Source organism: Frigoribacterium sp. NPDC087798, assembly GCF_044742985.1.
GTDB lineage: Bacteria > Actinomycetota > Actinomycetes > Actinomycetales > Microbacteriaceae > Frigoribacterium.
Genome location: NZ_JBIUVP010000002.1, coordinates 460,213 through 475,537 on the forward strand (window position 1 = coordinate 460,213; position 15,325 = coordinate 475,537).

The following is a 15,325-nucleotide window of genomic DNA, read 5'->3' on the forward strand; positions in this document are numbered from 1 at the left end:
TCAGGCCCTCAGCCGGATGCCGCTCGGCGTCGGTGCGAACCCCGCGTCGCGCAGGGCGTCGCCGAGGGCGGTACCCAACACGAACTCGCCGTCGACACGTTCGACCGCGAGCTTGCCGATGCGGTTGCGCACGGTGGCGGCCAGCGAACCCGCGGCCAGGGCGAGCTCGCGCTCGTCCGGCTCACCGAAGGTCAGCACCGTCTTGCCGCCGCGCTCCACGTAGACGACGAGCCGCCCGTCGACGAGCACCACGAGCGAACCGGCCTTGCGCCCCGGGCGGTGACCGGACTTCTTCTTGCCGCCCGCGCCTCCTGGGGTGTCGCTCGTCGCCCGGTCGTCGCCCCCCGAGGAGGCGCGGGTCGAGCCGGCGGCGGAGCCCGCCTCGGCGCGCTCCCCGGCTCCGGTCGCCGTGGTCGCCGCCGCCGCGGTGGCGGCTCGTGCCGCCGCGCTCGCCACGGCCGCGGCCTCGTCGGCGGAGGCGCCGTCGAGCGTCTGCCCGGGCCAGGGCAGGGCCGCCCCGTAGGGGTTCGCCGGGTCGGTGGCGGCCAGGGTCACCACGGGCACGTCGAGCTGACGACCCGCGGCGACGAGGGTGTCGTCGTCGCGGCGGTCGCCCTCGTCGCGCACGAACGACCGCAGGCGGTCGACCGTGGGCCCGGTCGCGAACTGGGCCGCCCCGAGGCCCTCGACGAAGTAGCCCCGTCGGGCCCGCCCCGTCTCTTCGAAGCCGCTGAGCACCTTGTAGGCCGTCGAGAAACCGCCACGGACGCCCTCGTTGACGACGGCGCCGCGGGTGACGACGCCGTGCCGCTCGAGGAGGATCTCGGCCGTCGCGGCGGCGCGCACGGTGCCGTCGGGTTCGGCCAGCGGCAACAGCGACCAACGGCCGCCGACGGTGGGCGGGCCCGCCTGTCGAGGCATGGCGACCCGGCCGCGGCTGCGGTACGACGAGCGCGACCGCGTCGGGGTGCGCGGCCTCGGCGTGCGTCCGCCGCCCACCTGGGTGCGCAGGGGCGCGAACGTGTCGTTGGTGATCTGCCCGGCCCAGACGAGCTGCCAGATGGCGGTGGCCAGGGCGTCGTCGTCGGTGCTGCCCACGGCGTCCGACAACTGGCGGAAGAAGTACGCCCCGCCACCGGCCAGGGCCGCCAGCACCTCGCGTTGCAGGTCGTCGGTCTCGGCTCCGGACGGCTCGGGCAGGGTGACCTGGGCTCCGTCGGCGAGGTGCAGGCTGACCCAGCCGTCGTTGCCGGGCAGGGTGCCGGTGCCGGACCAGATGACGTCGCCGGTGGCCGTGAGCTCGTCGAGCATCGACGGGTTGTAGTCGGTCACGCGGGCCGGCAGGATCAGGGACTCCCAGGCCGAGGCGGGCAGCGAGACCCCGCTGAGCTGGTCGACGACCTGCACGACGCCGTCGAGGCCGCGCAGCCCCGACCCTTTGAGCCCGGTGGCGACGTGCTGCCAGGCGGGCAGGAAACGCCCGAGCGTCTCGGGGGCGACGGGCTCGACCTCGTGCCGGAGCGCGGCCAGCGACTTGCCGCGCAGTCGGCGCAGCACCTCGGAGTCGCACCACTCGCTGCCCTGCTGCCGGGGCCGGAACTCGCCCTCGACGACGCGACGCTGGGTGGCGAGCTTCCGCAGGGTGTCCATCACGACGGCGGTGCCGAGGCCGAGACGGTCGGCCACCATGGCGGGAGTGAAGGGGCCGTGGGTGCGGGCGAACCGGCCGATGAGGTCGCCCAGCGGGTCGTCGACCGGTTCGACGAAGGCGGTCGGCACGCCGATCGGCAGGGCGACGCCGAGGGCGTCGCGGAGGCGCGAGGCGTCCTCGATGCCGGCCCAGCGCACCGTGCCGGCGTGGGTGAAGCGCAGGACGCGGTTCGACCAGGCGAGGTCGGTCAGGGCGGTCTCGAGCGCGCGGTGGGCGTCGTCGCGGGCGGCCACGTCGCCGGCGACGAGGGTGGCCGCGAGCCAGCTGCGGTCGATGATCTCGTCGGTGGTCAGCGGGCCGAGCAGTCGCAACAGGTCGACGACGCCCTCGATGTCGCGGGCCCGGCGGTCGGGGGCGAGGCGCTGCAGTTCGAGCTCGTGCTGGTCGATGACGTCGGCGTCGAGCAGCTCGCGCAGCTCGGCCCGGCCGAGCAGCTCTTGCAACAGGCTCGAGTCGAGCGACAGGGCGGCCGCACGACGCTCGGCGAGCGGCGAGTCGCCCTCGTACATGAAGGCCGCGACGTAGCCGAAGAGCAGCGACCGGGCGAAGGGCGAGGGCACCTCGGTCTCGGTCTCGACGATGCGCACGGTGCGGCTGGCGAGGTCGCGGGTGAGGCTCATCAGGGCAGGCAGGTCGTACACGTCCTGCAGCACCTCGCGCACGGCCTCGAGCACGATCGGGAACTGCGGGTACTTGCGGGCGACGTCGAGCAGCTGGGACGAGCGCTGACGCTGTTGCCAGAGCGGCGACCGCTTGCCGGGGTTGTACCGGGGCAGCAGCAGGGCCCGGGCGGCGCACTCGCGGAAGCGTGACGAGAACAGGGCGGAGCCGCCGACCTCTTCGGTGACGATCTCGTCGAGGTCGTCGAGCTCGAACGAGAACAGCTCGGCCCCGGGAGGCTCGGCGTCGGTGTCGGGGATGCGCACGACGATGCCGTCGTCGGCAGCCATGGCCCCGCCGTCGACCCCGAGCTGGTCGCGGATGCGAGCCGAGACCGCCAGGGCCCACGGAGCGTGCACCTGCATGCCGTAGGGGGAGTGCAGGATGAGGCGCCAGTCGCCGAGCTCGTCGCGGAAGCGCTCGACCACGAGGGTGGTGTCGGTCGGCACGTACGACGTGGCGGCCTTCTGTTCGCCGAGGAACGCGATCAGGTTGCGTGCCGCCCGCTCGTCGAGCCCGCCGGCGGCGACGCGGGTGGTGGCGTCGGCCTCGCTCGAGTTCGACAGCTCGCGGACGTAGCCGCCGATGGCCTTGCCGAGCTCGGCCGGCCTGCCGATGCCGTCGCCCTTCCAGAAGGGGACGCGACCGGGCTGGCCGTAGGCGGGCGAGACGAGCACGCGGTCGTGCGTGATGTCCTCGATGCGCCAGCTCGTGGCCCCGAGGGCGAACACGTCGCCGACCCGGGACTCGTAGACCATCTCTTCGTCGAGCTCGCCGACGCGGGCGGCCTTCTCGCCGACCATGAAGACGCCGAACAGGCCCCGGTCGGGGATGGTGCCGCCGCTCGTCACCGCGAGGCGTTGGGCCCCGGGACGACCGGTCAGGGTGCCGTGCACGCGGTCCCAGACGATCCGGGGCCGCAGTTCGGCGAACTCGTCGGAGGGGTACTTGCCGCTGAGCAGGTCGAGGGTGGCGTCGAAGGCGGAGCGCGGCAGGGTGGCGAACGGGGCGCTGCGGCGCACGGTGTCGAACCAGGCGTCGGCGTCGAGTTCGTCGAGCGCCACGGCCGCGACGGTCTGCTGGGCCAGCACGTCGAGGGGGTTGGTCGGCACGCGCAGCTCTTCGATGAGCCCGGCGACCATGCGCTCGGCGGCGACGGCGGAGTGGATCAGGTCGGCCCGGTGCTTGGGGAACAGGACGCCGCGGGAGGTCTCGCCGACCTGGTGCCCGGCGCGGCCGACGCGTTGCAGGCCGCTGGCGACCGACGGCGGCGACTCGACCTGGATGACCAGGTCGACCGCACCCATGTCGATGCCGAGCTCGAGCGAGCTCGTGGCGACGACGCAGCGCAGTCGGCCGCTCTTGAGGTCGTCCTCGATGAGGGCTCGTTGGTCTTTCGACACCGAGCCGTGGTGGGCCCGGGCGAGCAGGGGATCGCTGCCGGCGGTCTGCCCCGAACCGCCCATGAGCTGGGCCGGCGCCCCGCCGCCGACCGCCGGGTTGCGCTGCGCGGCGGGTGCCGGGGCGAAGGGGTCGACGGCGTCGGCGGCCGCGTCGTCGCCGACCGGGCCGGCGGTGACCAGCTGGCCCCGCGCCTCCTCGGTGGCACGCTCGGCGGCCTCGAGGTCGCCGCCCTGGCGTTCGATCCAGATGTCGTTGAGGCGGGCCGTGAGGCGTTCGGCCAGGCGGCGTGAGTTCGAGAAGACGATGGTCGAGCGGTGTGCGGCGATCAGGTCGACGATGCCCTCTTCGACGTGGGGCCAGATGGAGCCCTGCGGCGCGGCGCCGGCGGCCGAGCCCTCGAGTGGGGCGGCGGTGCCGAGCTCGGTCATGTCGTCGACCGGGACGACGACCCGCAGGTCGAACTTCTTGTCGGCGCGGGGGTTGACGATGGTGACCGGTGCCGGGCCGGCGAGGAACCGCGCGACCTCTTCGGGCGGCCGGACGGTCGCGCTGAGCCCGATGCGCTGGGCGGGTTTCTCGAGCAGGGCGTCGAGGCGTTCGAGAGAGAGGGCCAGGTGTGCACCGCGCTTCGTCGAGGCGACGGCGTGGACCTCGTCGATGATGACCGTCTGCACGCCCTTGAGGGTCTCGCGCGCCTGCGACGTGAGCATGAGGTAGAGCGACTCGGGCGTCGTGATGAGGATGTCGGTCGGCGTGCGGGCGAGACGGCCGCGGTCGCTCGAGCTCGTGTCGCCGGAGCGCACGCCCACCGTGATGTCGGGAGCCTCGGTGCCCAGGCGTCTCGCGGTCTGGGTGATGCCCACGAGCGGTGAACGGAGGTTGCGTTCGACGTCGACGCCGAGCGCCTTGAGCGGCGAGATGTAGAGGACCCGGGTGCGGTGCAGCTTCTCGTCGGGCGGGGGTGACGAGGCCAACGAGTCGATCGACCAGAGGAACGACGCGAGCGTCTTGCCCGAGCCGGTCGGCGCGATGACGAGGGCGTGGTCGCCCTGGCTGATGGCCGTCCAGGCGCCTTCTTGAGCCCGGGTCGGCGCGGCGAACGCCCCCCGGAACCACTCACGGGTCGCGGGGGAGAAGCGGTCGAGCACGTCGGTCATCGTTGCCATCCTGCTCTGCACCACCGACATTCAGCCGAGGGGCTCGGCTCAGCACGGTGGCCTCGCCTCGGCGTCCCGAGCGTGCCGCGAACGCGTCCAACGCCTCGAGGACATCGTCCGCGCGCCAGATGGTGCCCATCTTGTACTCGGCCTTCTCCTTCAGCACTCCCGATTCGACCAGCCGTCGGAGCAGGGGGTAGACGTTGCTCGGGGCCAGCGAGAGCCGGGAAGCGGCCGTCGTGGCGTCGAGGACGGGTTGGTGGACGAGCAGGTCGAGCAGGCGCCAGACCGACGAGTCGCTCCGCGCGGTGACGCGGGTCGACCAGGATGCCCGGACGTCGTGGAGCTCGTCGACGAGCGTCCGGGCGTTCGCGACTGCCCGGAGGGACGCCTCGGCCGTCAATCGCACGATGGGGTCGAGTTCACCTGCCCGGTACGCCGTCAAGGCTCGGTGGTAGGCATCGACGTCGGTCAGCAGGCCTGCCGAGACCGGCACCGTCACGGACCGCGTGACCCCCTTGGACCGCAGCATCGCCTGGGTGAGGGAGCGCCCCGTCCGACCGTTTCCGTCGGTGAACGGATGGATCGTCTCGAACTGGGCGTGCGTCACGGCCGCCTGGACGAGGACGGGCAGGTCGTCGCGTCGTGCGAATTCCAGGCAGTCGTCGAGGAGCCCAGGGACCCGCGCGCTGACCGGGGCGACGAACTCGGCACCGAGGGGGCTGGCACTGCTCCGACCGATCCAGACCTGCTCGTTCCGGAGGGCGCCCGGAGTGTGTCGTGGGTCCGCAGACATCAGCGTGGCGTGCATCGTGAGGACGGACGCCCTGGTCAGTTCGTCCGCCAGGTCGATCGCGGCCGACATGGCGCGTGTGTTCGCCGCGATCAGGGTCGCGTTGCGCTTGCGTTCATCCCCGAGCTCGGCCGAGAACACGGATCGGGCGTTGGCGGTCAGGTTCTCGATGCGCGACGAGGCGAGGGCCTCGCTGCGGAGCAGGAGCGGGGCGAAGGCCGCCACTTCGCCGCCGAGGGTGGCATCGAAGCGAGTCAGTTCGAGAGAGGCGTCCTCGGCCAGAGCGCGGACCTCGGGCGACGGAGCGGGGTCGAGTGCGCCGATGAGGGGCGGCACCGCCGCGCGGAACACGGTCGACCCGAACGGCTCGGCACGGAATCCGGCCGTCGGGCGACCGGACGGCACCCATGCGACCTCTTCGTGGTCGAGCGGCGGCCAGGTGGCGGTCACGGCACCTCACAAGTCAGAATCCGAGCGCGTACTTTTATGACTTATCACCTCAAGTCATAATTCGCTGGCACGAGATTATGGTGTCTCCACCCGGTGTGCAACCTCGCCGACCGTGTCGGTCGCCCCGGCTACGGTGGGCGCATGCCGAACCTGCTCCACCTCGACTCGTCCGCCGACCTCACGACGAGCCGCTCCCGTGCGATCACCGCCGCGTTCGCCGACGCCTGGCGCGACCTCGGCGCCGACCACGCGGTCACCCGGCGCGACCTGCACGTCGACCCGCTGCCCCACCTGAGCGACAGCTCGTTGCACTGGCCGCCGCGGCTCCGGCAGCCGGGCGACGCCCCCGATCCCGTCCACGAGGCCCTGCAGCAGGCCCTGATCGCCGAGCTCGTCGCCGCCGACGTCGTCCTGATCGGTGCCCCGCTCTACAACTACTCGCTGCCCTCGACGCTCAAGGCCTGGGTCGACAACGTCCACCTGCCCGGCGTCACCGCGCCCTTCGACGGCGACGACCAGCAGCCGATGCTCGGACGACCCGCGGTCGTGGTGACCAGCCGCGGCGGCGCCTACGACGACGGCACGCCCACGGCCGGCTGGGACCACGCCACCCCGGTCCTCGAGATCGTCCTGGGGGCGACGCTCGGCATGCGCGTCGAGACGATCGCCACGAACCTCACGCTCAGCGACCGGCTGCCGATGCCCGAGGCCGCCCGCGAGCGAGCGACGCGCGAACTGCGAGAGGCGAAGGAGGCGGCGGTCGCCTCGGCTCGTCGCCTCGGGTGACCGTGTCGTCGCGTCGACGAGGCGGCCGTCGGGCCGGGGCCGCACGCCGCGTGAAGTCGGTCGTCGCGCGCGTGTTCGGCATGCTGGCCGCTGCTCTCGCGATCGTCGGGCTCGTCCGGCTCCTGCAGGGGCAGGCCGGGTTCGGGGCGGCGTTCCTCTTCGCGGCGTTCGTCTCGGTCGTCGTCGCCTACGCGCTGGTCCGCAGCGTGAACGCGTCGCGCCGCTGAGCCCTCGCAGTCTGGGCGGGTCGACGTGCGGCGTGGCTAGGCTCGACGGCATGCAGAGCCGCACCCTCGGAACCCGTTCACCCTTCCTCGCCGACCGTCCCGTCTCGGTCATCGGTCTCGGCACCTGGCAGCTCGGTGCCGACTGGGGCGACGTCAGCGAGAGCGACGCGCTCGACGTGCTGGGCGCCTCCGTCGAGTCCGGGGTGACCTTCTTCGACACCGCCGACGTGTACGGAGACGGGCGCAGCGAGCAGATCATCGGGCGCTTCCGTGCGTCGAACCCCGACGTGCCCCTCACGGTCGCGACGAAGATGGGCCGTCGGCTCGACCAGGTGCCGTCGAACTACGTCCGCGAAAACTTCGTGGCGTGGACCGACCGCTCGCGTCGCAACCTCGGCGTCGACACGCTCGACCTGGTGCAGCTGCACTGCCCGCCCACCGCCGTCTTCGAGAGCGATGCGGTCTACGACGCCCTCGACGAGCTGGTCGAGAACGGTGCGATCCGTGCCTACGGCGTCAGCGTCGAGGAGACCGCCCAGGCCCTGACCGCCATCGCCCGACCGAACCTCGCGACCGTGCAGATCATCTTCAACGCGTTCCGTCTCAAGCCCCTCGACGAGGTGCTGCCGGCCGCACGACGGGCCGGCGTCGGCATCATCGCGCGCGTCCCCCTCGCCAGCGGACTGCTGTCGGGCAAGTACACGACCGAGACGACGTTCGCCGAGAACGACCACCGCACGTACAACCGTCACGGCGAGGCCTTCGACCAGGGCGAGACCTTCAGCGGTGTCGACTTCGAGCAGGGCGTCGCCGCCGTGCAGGAGTTCGCCGCGGCCGTCCCCGACGGCGTCACCGTGCCGCAGGCCGCCCTCGCCTGGATCGTCGAGCAGCCGGGCGTCAGCACGGTCATCCCCGGAGCGCGCAACGTGGCGCAGGCCACGGCGAACGCCGCGGCTGGCAGCGTCGGCGAGCTCGACGACGGGCTCGACAGCGAGGTCGTCCGCATCTACGACCAGTACTTCCGCGAGGCCGTCCACCCCCGCTGGTAGACCGGGTGCCGGCGGGCCGGCCCGGGGTCAGCGCCCGCGCGGTGCCGACACGAGTCGGCCCAGCAGTGCGACGCCCGACCCGATGAGCAGCCCGCCGACGACGTCGGACGTCCAGTGCGCCCCCACGTGGAGGCGCGACCACGAGACCGCACCGGCCAGCGGCAACAAGGCTGCCGCGGCTCCCGGCGACTCGATCGCGACGCCCGTCACGAAGCCGGCGGCACAGGCCGCGTGGCCGGACGGGAACGACGCGGACAGCGGCTGGCTGCGCAGACGTCGCTCGATCGGGACGTCGTCGATCAGGGGCCGGTTGCCGCCGAAGATGCGCTTGCCGACGATGTTCGCCATGGCACTGGCGAAACCGAGCGACAGGGTGCCCCGCACCGCGGCACGACGCTGGCCGACGAGGGCGAGTCCTGCGGCGACCGCGGCCCACAAGAGTCCGTGGTCGGCGAAGTGGCTGAGGCGGCTGAGGTTGCGGTCGACGACCGGCACTCCTCGGACCGAGTTGATGCGTTTCGCGGCCCGTCGGTCGGCGCGCAGCACCCAGGCGGGCAGGACCTGACGGGGAGTCTCGGAAGGCAGTGGCAGCAGGGGCACGCGACCACCGTATCTTTCCCCGGGGGTGGTGCCGCGCCTCCTCGGTTCCTCTCGTCGCTCCGCGCCGTCGACGTCACCCCCGACCGGGGTACAAGCTGGGCCGGCACGCTCGCTCCGCCGCGTACACCGGGGGCATGGCAGACAACATGTACACCCCGCAGAACCCCGTCACCCAGTACCCCCAGCCTCCGTTCGAGCACCAGCAGCAGAGCGCTCCCGGCGACGTCCACGCCATGAAGCCCGAGCCCGACCACGGCGAGACCAGCTACGTCGGCAGCGGTCGCCTCGCCGGCCGCAAGGCCCTCGTCACCGGTGCCGACAGCGGCATCGGCCGCGCGACGGCCATCGCCTTCGCCCGCGAGGGTGCCGACGTCGCGCTGAGCTACCTCGCCGAGGAGCAGTCGCAGGCCGAGGAGGTCGCCGCACTCGTCCGCGAGGCCGGTCGCACCGCCGTCCTGTTGCCCGGCGACCTGCAGGTCGAGCAGACCAACGTCGACGTCGTCGAGAAGACGGTCGCCGAGCTCGGCGGCCTCGACATCCTGGCGATCATCGCCGGCGTCATGCCGACCGTCAGCAGCATCGACGACTTCGAGACCGAGACGCTCGACCACGTCCTCAAGGCCAACATCTACCCGCTGTTCTGGTTGACCAAGGCCGCCTCGACGCACCTGAAGCCGGGGGCCTCGATCATCACGACCTCGTCGATCCAGGGCTTCCAGCCCTCGCCCGACCTCGCCGAGTACGCCGTGTCGAAGGCCGGCATCGCCAACTGGACCCGCGCCATGGCCCAGCAGCTGGCCGAACGCGGCATCCGCGTCAACGGCGTCGCGCCCGGCCCCGTCTGGACGCCGCTGCAGCCCGCCTTCGTGCCGAACGAGAAGATCGAGAGCTTCGGCTCGGAGGCCGCCTACGGCCGCCCGGGCCAGGCCGTCGAGCTCGCCCCGTCGTTCGTCTTCCTGGCGAGCCAGGAGTCGAGCTACATCAGCGGCGAGACCATCGCCGTCACGGGTGGCACGCCGATCCACTGATCACCCTTCGCCCTCGAGGACGCCGCCCAGCGGACGAGCCCCGCAACGCCACGCGGTGCCCCGTTCGCTGGGTGGCGTCCTCGCGCGCGAGGCGGGCGAGGCGGGCGAGGTGGGCGGCGCGGGCGAGGCGGGCGAGGTGACCCCCCAATTCGGACCGGCGGGCGTGGGTCCACCCGGCCCGCACCGGCGGGCGTGGTCCACACGGCCCGCACCTGCGGGGCAGGTCCGACAGGCCCGCATCGCCTGGCCCGAGCCGGGCTGGGCCCGGCTCAGGGGTGCCGCACGCCCTCGCCCGCGATCACGGCCCGGTACCCCTCGCGGAAGGTCGGGTACTCGAAGGTGAACCCCGTGCCGCGTAGTCGTGCGTTCGACAACCGCTTGTCGCCGCCCGCCTGACGACCCCGAGGAGGCGCGCTCGGCGGCACGGGCGACCTCAGTTCGTCGGCCACGAACGCCAGCACGTCGTCGAGCCTCGACGGCTCGTCGTCGACCCCCACGTACAGGACGTCGGTCGGCGCCGAGGTGGTGGTGAGGTGCACGATCGCGGCCGCCGCGTCGTCACGGTGGATGCGGTTCGTGTGGGGGGAGCTGCCGGCAGGCTCGGCCAGTCGCGCGTCACCGTCGCGCACCTGGGTGATGAGCCGCTCCCGGCCCGGGCCGTAGATGCCGCCGAGGCGCAGGACGATGCCGTCGGGACGACGCGCGTGCAGCAGGGCCTCGGCCTCGAGGATGACCTCGGCCGTGGGGGAGGCGCCGGTCGCCGGCGTGGTCTCGTCGACGACGCTGCCGTCGTCGACGTCGTACACGGCGGTCGACGAGACGAACAGCACCCGGGCGTCGACCGCCCCGGCCTCGTCGAGTGCGTCGAGGACGTTCCTCAGGCCGTCGACGTAGGACGCCCGGTAGGTGTCGACGTCGCGGGACCCGGCCGAGAGGGCGACGACGACGATCTCGGTGTCGGCGGGGAGCGTGGGGCGGGTGTTGCTCAGGTCGATCGAGACTCCCTCGATCGAGGTCGGCAGCTTGCCCGCCGAGCGACGGAGGCCGAGGACGCGCTGCCCGAGGGCGACGAACCGCAGGGCGGCCTCGGTGCCGAGGTCGCCGCAGCCGGCGATGACGACGGTCACCGGCTCGCCTCGTCACGCGAGGGCGTCGACTCGGACGCGAACCGGTCGGTCGCCGCGATGAGCGCGTCGAGGATGCCCGGCTCGTCGAACGAGTGGCCGGCGTCGTCGACCAGGACGAACTCGGCGTCGGGCAGGGCGGCGTGCAGGTCGAAGGCCGTCGTCGCCGGCGTGCACAGGTCGTAGCGGCCCTGCACGATGACCGTCGGGATGTGCGAGACGAGGTGAGCGTCGCGGATCAGCTGGCCCTCGTCGAGGAAGCCGCGATGGACGAAGTAGTGGTTCTCGATGCGGGCGAAGGCCAGCGCGAACGCCGGGTCGGAGTACCGCTCGACCAGGTCGGGGCGGGGCAGCAGGGTGATCGCCGAGGCCTCCCACGACGACCAGGCCACGGCGGCGGGCCCGTGGACGGCGGGGTCGGGATCGGCGAGGAGTCGCGCATAGGCCTCGATCAGCCCGCCGGGGCGCCGCTCGTCGGGGGGCACCGGGGCGAGGTAGCCCTGCCACCGGTCGGGCAGGACGTTCGAAGCCGCGCCCTCGTAGAACCAGTCGAGCTCGCTCTGTCGCAGGGTGAAGATGCCGCGCAGCACGAGCTCGGTGACGCGTTCGGGGTGGGTCTCGGCGTAGGCGAGCGCGAGGGTCGAGCCCCACGAGCCGCCGAACACCTGCCAGCGGTCGATGCCCAGGTGCTCGCGCAGGGTCTCGAGGTCGGTCACGAGGTGGCAGGTCGTGTTCGTCGAGAGGTCGGTGCCGAACGTGCCGGCGTGGGGTGTGCTGCGACCCGCCCCACGTTGGTCGAGCAGCACGATGCGGTACCGGTCGGGGTCGAACAGGCGGCGGTGCGCGGGTGACGACCCGCTGCCGGGCCCGCCGTGCAGGAAGACCACCGGCTTGCCGTCGGGGTCGCCGCATTCTTCCCACCAGACCTGCTGGCCGTCGCCGACGTCGAGCAGGCCGGAGTCGTGGGGTTCGATCTCGGGGTAGAGCTGGCGCATGCGGACGAGCGTAGCCGGGGGAGCCGACACCGGCAGGGGAGGCGCGGCGCCTGGGGGCGACGGCCCGCGCCTCCTCGTCCGGGGAGGAGCCGTCGCCCGACGGACGGTCGCGGACGGGCTCAGAGGCGGGCGACGGTCAGGTCGTCCTCGACGCCGTCGAACCAGCGATCGAGCACGGCCCGGAACTCGGGTTCGGCCGGGTCGGCCCGGGCGAACAGGGTCATCGACGAGCGCAGCTTGAGGGCGTCGATCCCGCCCATCAGCTCGCCGGCGCTCGCGGCGTCCGCCCGGGCCGCGACGCCCGCCGCCTCGCGCAGGCGCGGGCCGAGCAGGGGGTGGGCGAGGTAGGCCCGCGCCTCGTCGAGCGATCGGATCGCGTAGGTGCGGTCCATGCCGCTGCGGCCGAGGCCGGCGATCTGCGGGAAGACGAACCACATCCAGTGCGAGGTCTTCCGCCCGCGGCGCAGCTCGGCCAGGGCCTGGTCGTGGGTGCCGCCGGCGTCCTGCGCGTCGACGTACCGTCCGAGGTCGAAGGGATCGCTCATCGCCCCGTTCTACGCGCCGCGGGTCGAGCCGTCTCCCCCCTGGCGCGGAGGCCGAGGACGGCGCTACCCTGGTCGGCTGCCCTGCCGGGCGGCGGACCACGTCCCCGCCAAGACCCCGGAGCCCCCGTGACCGACATCGTGATCGACGAGATCGTCGTGCCCGACACCCTCGAGCCCCGTTCCGACGCCGGAGCCGACGCCGATGCCGGCCACGACGCCGATGCCCACCGCGCCGACCGCGCTGACCACGCCGCACGCGTCGCCGCCTACGTCGAGGCCATCGGCCTCGAGAACGCCGTCCAGGCCGAGGTGCTCGGCTTCGGCGACCTCGACTTCGGCCCGGCCGAACAGCTGCCGCAGTGGCACGACCGGTTCACGCCGCGGCGGCTGTTCGTGGTGCGGTCCGGTGGTCGCATCGTCGGCCAGGCCACCTACGAGACGCTCGCCGACCCGACCGTCACGACCTGCTGGCTCTGGGTCGCCGTCGACGCCGAGCACCGCCGCCGGGGGCTCGGCACGGCCCTGCTCGACCACGTCGAGGCCGTCGCCCGCGCGGCGGGCAGGACCGACGCGATCTCCTTCGTCGCGTCCGGCCAGGGCTCGGGCCCCGCCCCGGGCGACCGCCTCGAGGCCTCGACCGGTCACGGATGGGTGCCCCGCGCCTCCTCGGAGGTCCGGTTCGCGCTCTCGCGCGGCTACGCGCTCGGCCAGGTCGAGCGCATCAGCCGCCTGCCCCTGCCGGTCGACGAGGAGGCGCTGGCCGCGATCCGCTCCGAGGCGCTCGCCGCGGCGGGGGACGAGTACCGCGTCCACACCTGGTCCGGCCCCACGCCTCCGCGCTGGCGGTCCGACGTCGCGGCGATGGCGACCGCGTTGAGCACCGACGCACCGATGGGTGACGTGCCGGAGCCCGAGGACGTCTGGACCGTCGACCGCCTGGTCGAGGCCGAGCAGCGACGCGCCGCGAGCGGGCGGGCCTCGCTGACCGCGGCGGCCGAGCACGTGCCGACCGGCCGACTCGTCGCGTGCTCCGACCTCGCGGTGCCCGACGACGCGTCGCGGCCCGCCATGCAGCAGATGACCCTCGTGCGGCGTGAGCACCGCGGGCACCGGCTGGGCTGGCTCGTCAAGGTCGCCAACCTGGACCGACTCGTCGTCGAGAAGCCGGGACGCCCGTCCGTGCTGACCTTCAACGCCGAGGAGAACCGGCCCATGCTCGCGGTCAACGAGGCCGTCGGGTTCGTGCCGATCGGCGTCGAGGGAGTGTGGCACCGGCTGCTGTGAGGCGGGAGGCGGGAGGCGGGAGGCGGGCCTGCCGGTCGGTCGTGACCGGAGGCGGGTCAGGCGACGAAGTCGGCGCTGACCTCGGCGGTGATCTCGATGTCGTCCGGGTGCAGGTCGAACGTCACGGGGCCGCCCGACGAGAACGTCGCGACGGCACGGGCCAGGCCGAACGGGCTGCCCCCACCGGGCGCGCCGGGCCGCAACCCCGGCTCGAAGACCGACTGCAGCGTCGGCCGACCGAGCCCGAGCGCCTCGGCGTAGTCTCCGGCCCGGGTGACCGCGTCGGCGATCGCGGCGACCCGCACGGCCTTCTCGACCTCGGGCCGACGGTCGTGGCTGAGCGACCACTCGATCCATTCGACGGTGACGCCCGGTTCGACGGCGACGTCGCCCACCCACGACGCCAACGCGTCGAAGTCGCTGAACCGCACGTCGACGGCGGCCCGGGTGCGGAACCGCACCACCGAGGAGGCGCGGGTCGCGTCGGCCCCGTCGCCCCGGTCGGTCGTCGCCTCGGTCTCGATCGCGACCGTGACGCTCTGTGCGCTCCACCAGGTGGCGGCCTCCTGGCGGCGCCAGGCCGTGGCCTGTTCGGTGAGGCGGGAGTGCACCGCCGCGGTGTCGCGGACGACCGCCTCGCGGTCGTCGCCGTCGAAGCCCACGGTGAGGTGGACGACGCCGCGCTCGGCACGGTGGCGGTGGGTGGCGGAACCGGACACCGAGAGCGTCGCCATCGCGCGCCTCCTTCGTTCGTCGGGTGGTGCGGGGCCGGGTGGGGCCCGGTGGTCAGTCGGCGGAGGCGGCCTCGTCGGCCACCACGGAGGCACCGCCGTCGCCCACCGGCGCGGCGGTGACGCGACCGATGAACGCGTTGAGGTCGTCGAGTTCTTCTTGCGAGATGCCGTGGGCCAGCCCGGGGTAGACGGTCTGCTCGGCGTCGGCGTGCGTCTCGAGCCAGGCGGACGTGCGCTCGACGGCGTCGGCGGGGATGACCTGGTCGACGTCACCGCGACCGTAGAAGACGGCGGGGCGGGCGGCAGTGACGGCGTCGTCGCGTGCGGCCGCGCGCTCGAGCGTGGCGTCGTCGCCCGCGGCGGGGACCACGAACCCGGCGAGCACGGCCGCGAACGCGAACCGCTCGGGCGCGTGACGGAGCAGCTGCAGCGAGAGCGACCCGCCCTGCGAGAACCCGAGCAGGCTGACGAACGGATGGTGCGCCCCGAGCGAGTCGAGCCAGGCGAGCACGGCCTCGGCCGCGTCGTCGACGGCGCCCGGATCGGGTGCGCCGGGAGTCGACAGCGGGTACCACGAGAACCCGTCGCCGTGGGGCAGTGGTGCCCGCAGCGACGCGACCACGAACTGCTGCGGAAGGTAGGGGGCGAGCGCGATCAGGTCGCCCTCGTGCGAGCCCACGCCGTGCAGCAAGACGAGCAGGGGACGCTCGTCACGCTCGGCCTCGACGGCGGACCACTGGACGAGGGACGGGTCGATCTGCACCATGGGCCGAGCCTA

Annotated in this window: 13 protein-coding genes; 5 read left to right on the forward strand and 8 right to left on the reverse strand. The window is 73.3% G+C overall.

The annotated features are described in order from the left end of the window. Positions 1–4,932, reverse strand: coding sequence for a DEAD/DEAH box helicase (locus tag ACIOSR_RS09165; protein ID WP_402752427.1), 4,932 nt, complete (start codon positions 4,930–4,932; stop codon positions 1–3). After that, positions 4,892–6,175, reverse strand: a complete 1,284-nt coding sequence (locus ACIOSR_RS09170; protein WP_402752428.1) for a Fic family protein — start codon at positions 6,173–6,175, stop codon at positions 4,892–4,894. Before ACIOSR_RS09170 ends, ACIOSR_RS09165 begins: the two co-directional genes overlap by 41 nt. Positions 6,176–6,316: 141 nt before the next feature. On the opposite strand from ACIOSR_RS09170, the gene ACIOSR_RS09175 reads away from it, so the two are divergent. The 3 genes from ACIOSR_RS09175 to ACIOSR_RS09185 are packed head-to-tail and all read left to right on the forward strand — an operon-like array spanning position 6,317 to position 8,237. Continuing rightward, complete coding sequence (locus ACIOSR_RS09175; protein WP_402752429.1) at positions 6,317–6,961, forward strand: FMN-dependent NADH-azoreductase; 645 nt, start codon at positions 6,317–6,319, stop codon at positions 6,959–6,961. A 50-nt stretch (positions 6,962–7,011) separates the two neighbouring features. Next, complete coding sequence (locus ACIOSR_RS09180; RefSeq protein ID WP_157485182.1) at positions 7,012–7,188, forward strand: hypothetical protein; 177 nt, start codon at positions 7,012–7,014, stop codon at positions 7,186–7,188. A gap of 50 nt (positions 7,189–7,238) precedes the next feature. Further along, positions 7,239–8,237, forward strand: coding sequence for an aldo/keto reductase (locus ACIOSR_RS09185; protein ID WP_402752430.1), 999 nt, complete (start codon positions 7,239–7,241; stop codon positions 8,235–8,237). A gap of 27 nt (positions 8,238–8,264) precedes the next feature. On the opposite strand, the gene ACIOSR_RS09190 is transcribed toward ACIOSR_RS09185, so the two are convergent. Next, positions 8,265–8,837: a phosphatase PAP2 family protein gene (locus tag ACIOSR_RS09190; RefSeq protein ID WP_056043774.1), complete on the reverse strand. Its 573-nt coding sequence runs from the start codon at positions 8,835–8,837 to the stop codon at positions 8,265–8,267. A 134-nt stretch (positions 8,838–8,971) separates the two neighbouring features. On the opposite strand from ACIOSR_RS09190, the gene ACIOSR_RS09195 reads away from it, so the two are divergent. After that, complete coding sequence (locus ACIOSR_RS09195; RefSeq protein WP_123571344.1) at positions 8,972–9,865, forward strand: SDR family oxidoreductase; 894 nt, start codon at positions 8,972–8,974, stop codon at positions 9,863–9,865. 269 nt (positions 9,866–10,134) lie between these two features. Here the strand turns inward: ACIOSR_RS09195 and ACIOSR_RS09200 are convergent, their stop codons facing one another. The 3 genes from ACIOSR_RS09200 to ACIOSR_RS09210 all read right to left on the reverse strand — a co-directional run bounded on the left by ACIOSR_RS09200 (position 10,135) and on the right by ACIOSR_RS09210 (position 12,529). Next, entirely contained in the window at positions 10,135–10,992 is an 858-nt protein-coding gene (locus tag ACIOSR_RS09200; protein ID WP_402752431.1) for an NAD-dependent epimerase/dehydratase family protein, read from the reverse strand. Continuing rightward, entirely contained in the window at positions 10,989–11,984 is a 996-nt protein-coding gene (gene pip, locus ACIOSR_RS09205; RefSeq protein ID WP_402752432.1) for a prolyl aminopeptidase, read from the reverse strand. Before pip ends, ACIOSR_RS09200 begins: the two co-directional genes overlap by 4 nt. A gap of 119 nt (positions 11,985–12,103) precedes the next feature. Continuing rightward, on the reverse strand, positions 12,104–12,529 hold the full coding sequence (locus tag ACIOSR_RS09210; protein WP_056043763.1) for a DUF1810 domain-containing protein: 426 nt from the start codon (positions 12,527–12,529) through the stop codon (positions 12,104–12,106). A gap of 126 nt (positions 12,530–12,655) precedes the next feature. Between ACIOSR_RS09210 and ACIOSR_RS09215 the strand changes: the two genes are divergently transcribed. Next, the gene (locus ACIOSR_RS09215; RefSeq protein ID WP_402752433.1) at positions 12,656–13,813 is read left to right on the forward strand and encodes a GNAT family N-acetyltransferase; all 1,158 of its coding nucleotides are present in this window, start codon (positions 12,656–12,658) and stop codon (positions 13,811–13,813) included. 56 nt (positions 13,814–13,869) lie between these two features. Here the strand turns inward: ACIOSR_RS09215 and ACIOSR_RS09220 are convergent, their stop codons facing one another. Then, complete coding sequence (locus tag ACIOSR_RS09220) at positions 13,870–14,547, reverse strand: SIMPL domain-containing protein (RefSeq protein WP_402752434.1); 678 nt, start codon at positions 14,545–14,547, stop codon at positions 13,870–13,872. A 52-nt stretch (positions 14,548–14,599) separates the two neighbouring features. Then, a complete protein-coding gene (locus ACIOSR_RS09225) occupies positions 14,600–15,313 on the reverse strand; it encodes an alpha/beta hydrolase (protein WP_402752435.1) in 714 nt (237 codons plus the stop codon). Between the last annotated feature and the right edge of the window lie 12 nt (positions 15,314–15,325).

Bases quoted from the DNA above. Each gene is read 5' to 3' on its own strand.
- ACIOSR_RS09165 (WP_402752427.1), bottom strand. From the start codon at position 4,932: ATGACCGACGTGCTCGACCGCTTCTCCCCCGCGACCCGTGAGTGGTTC.
- ACIOSR_RS09175 (WP_402752429.1), top strand. From the start codon at position 6,317: ATGCCGAACCTGCTCCACCTCGACTCGTCCGCCGACCTCACGACGAGC.
- ACIOSR_RS09185 (WP_402752430.1), top strand. From the start codon at position 7,239: ATGCAGAGCCGCACCCTCGGAACCCGTTCACCCTTCCTCGCCGACCGT.
- ACIOSR_RS09195 (WP_123571344.1), top strand. From the start codon at position 8,972: ATGGCAGACAACATGTACACCCCGCAGAACCCCGTCACCCAGTACCCC.
- pip (WP_402752432.1), bottom strand. From the start codon at position 11,984: ATGCGCCAGCTCTACCCCGAGATCGAACCCCACGACTCCGGCCTGCTC.
- ACIOSR_RS09210 (WP_056043763.1), bottom strand. From the start codon at position 12,529: ATGAGCGATCCCTTCGACCTCGGACGGTACGTCGACGCGCAGGACGCC.
- ACIOSR_RS09220 (WP_402752434.1), bottom strand. From the start codon at position 14,547: ATGGCGACGCTCTCGGTGTCCGGTTCCGCCACCCACCGCCACCGTGCC.
- ACIOSR_RS09225 (WP_402752435.1), bottom strand. From the start codon at position 15,313: ATGGTGCAGATCGACCCGTCCCTCGTCCAGTGGTCCGCCGTCGAGGCC.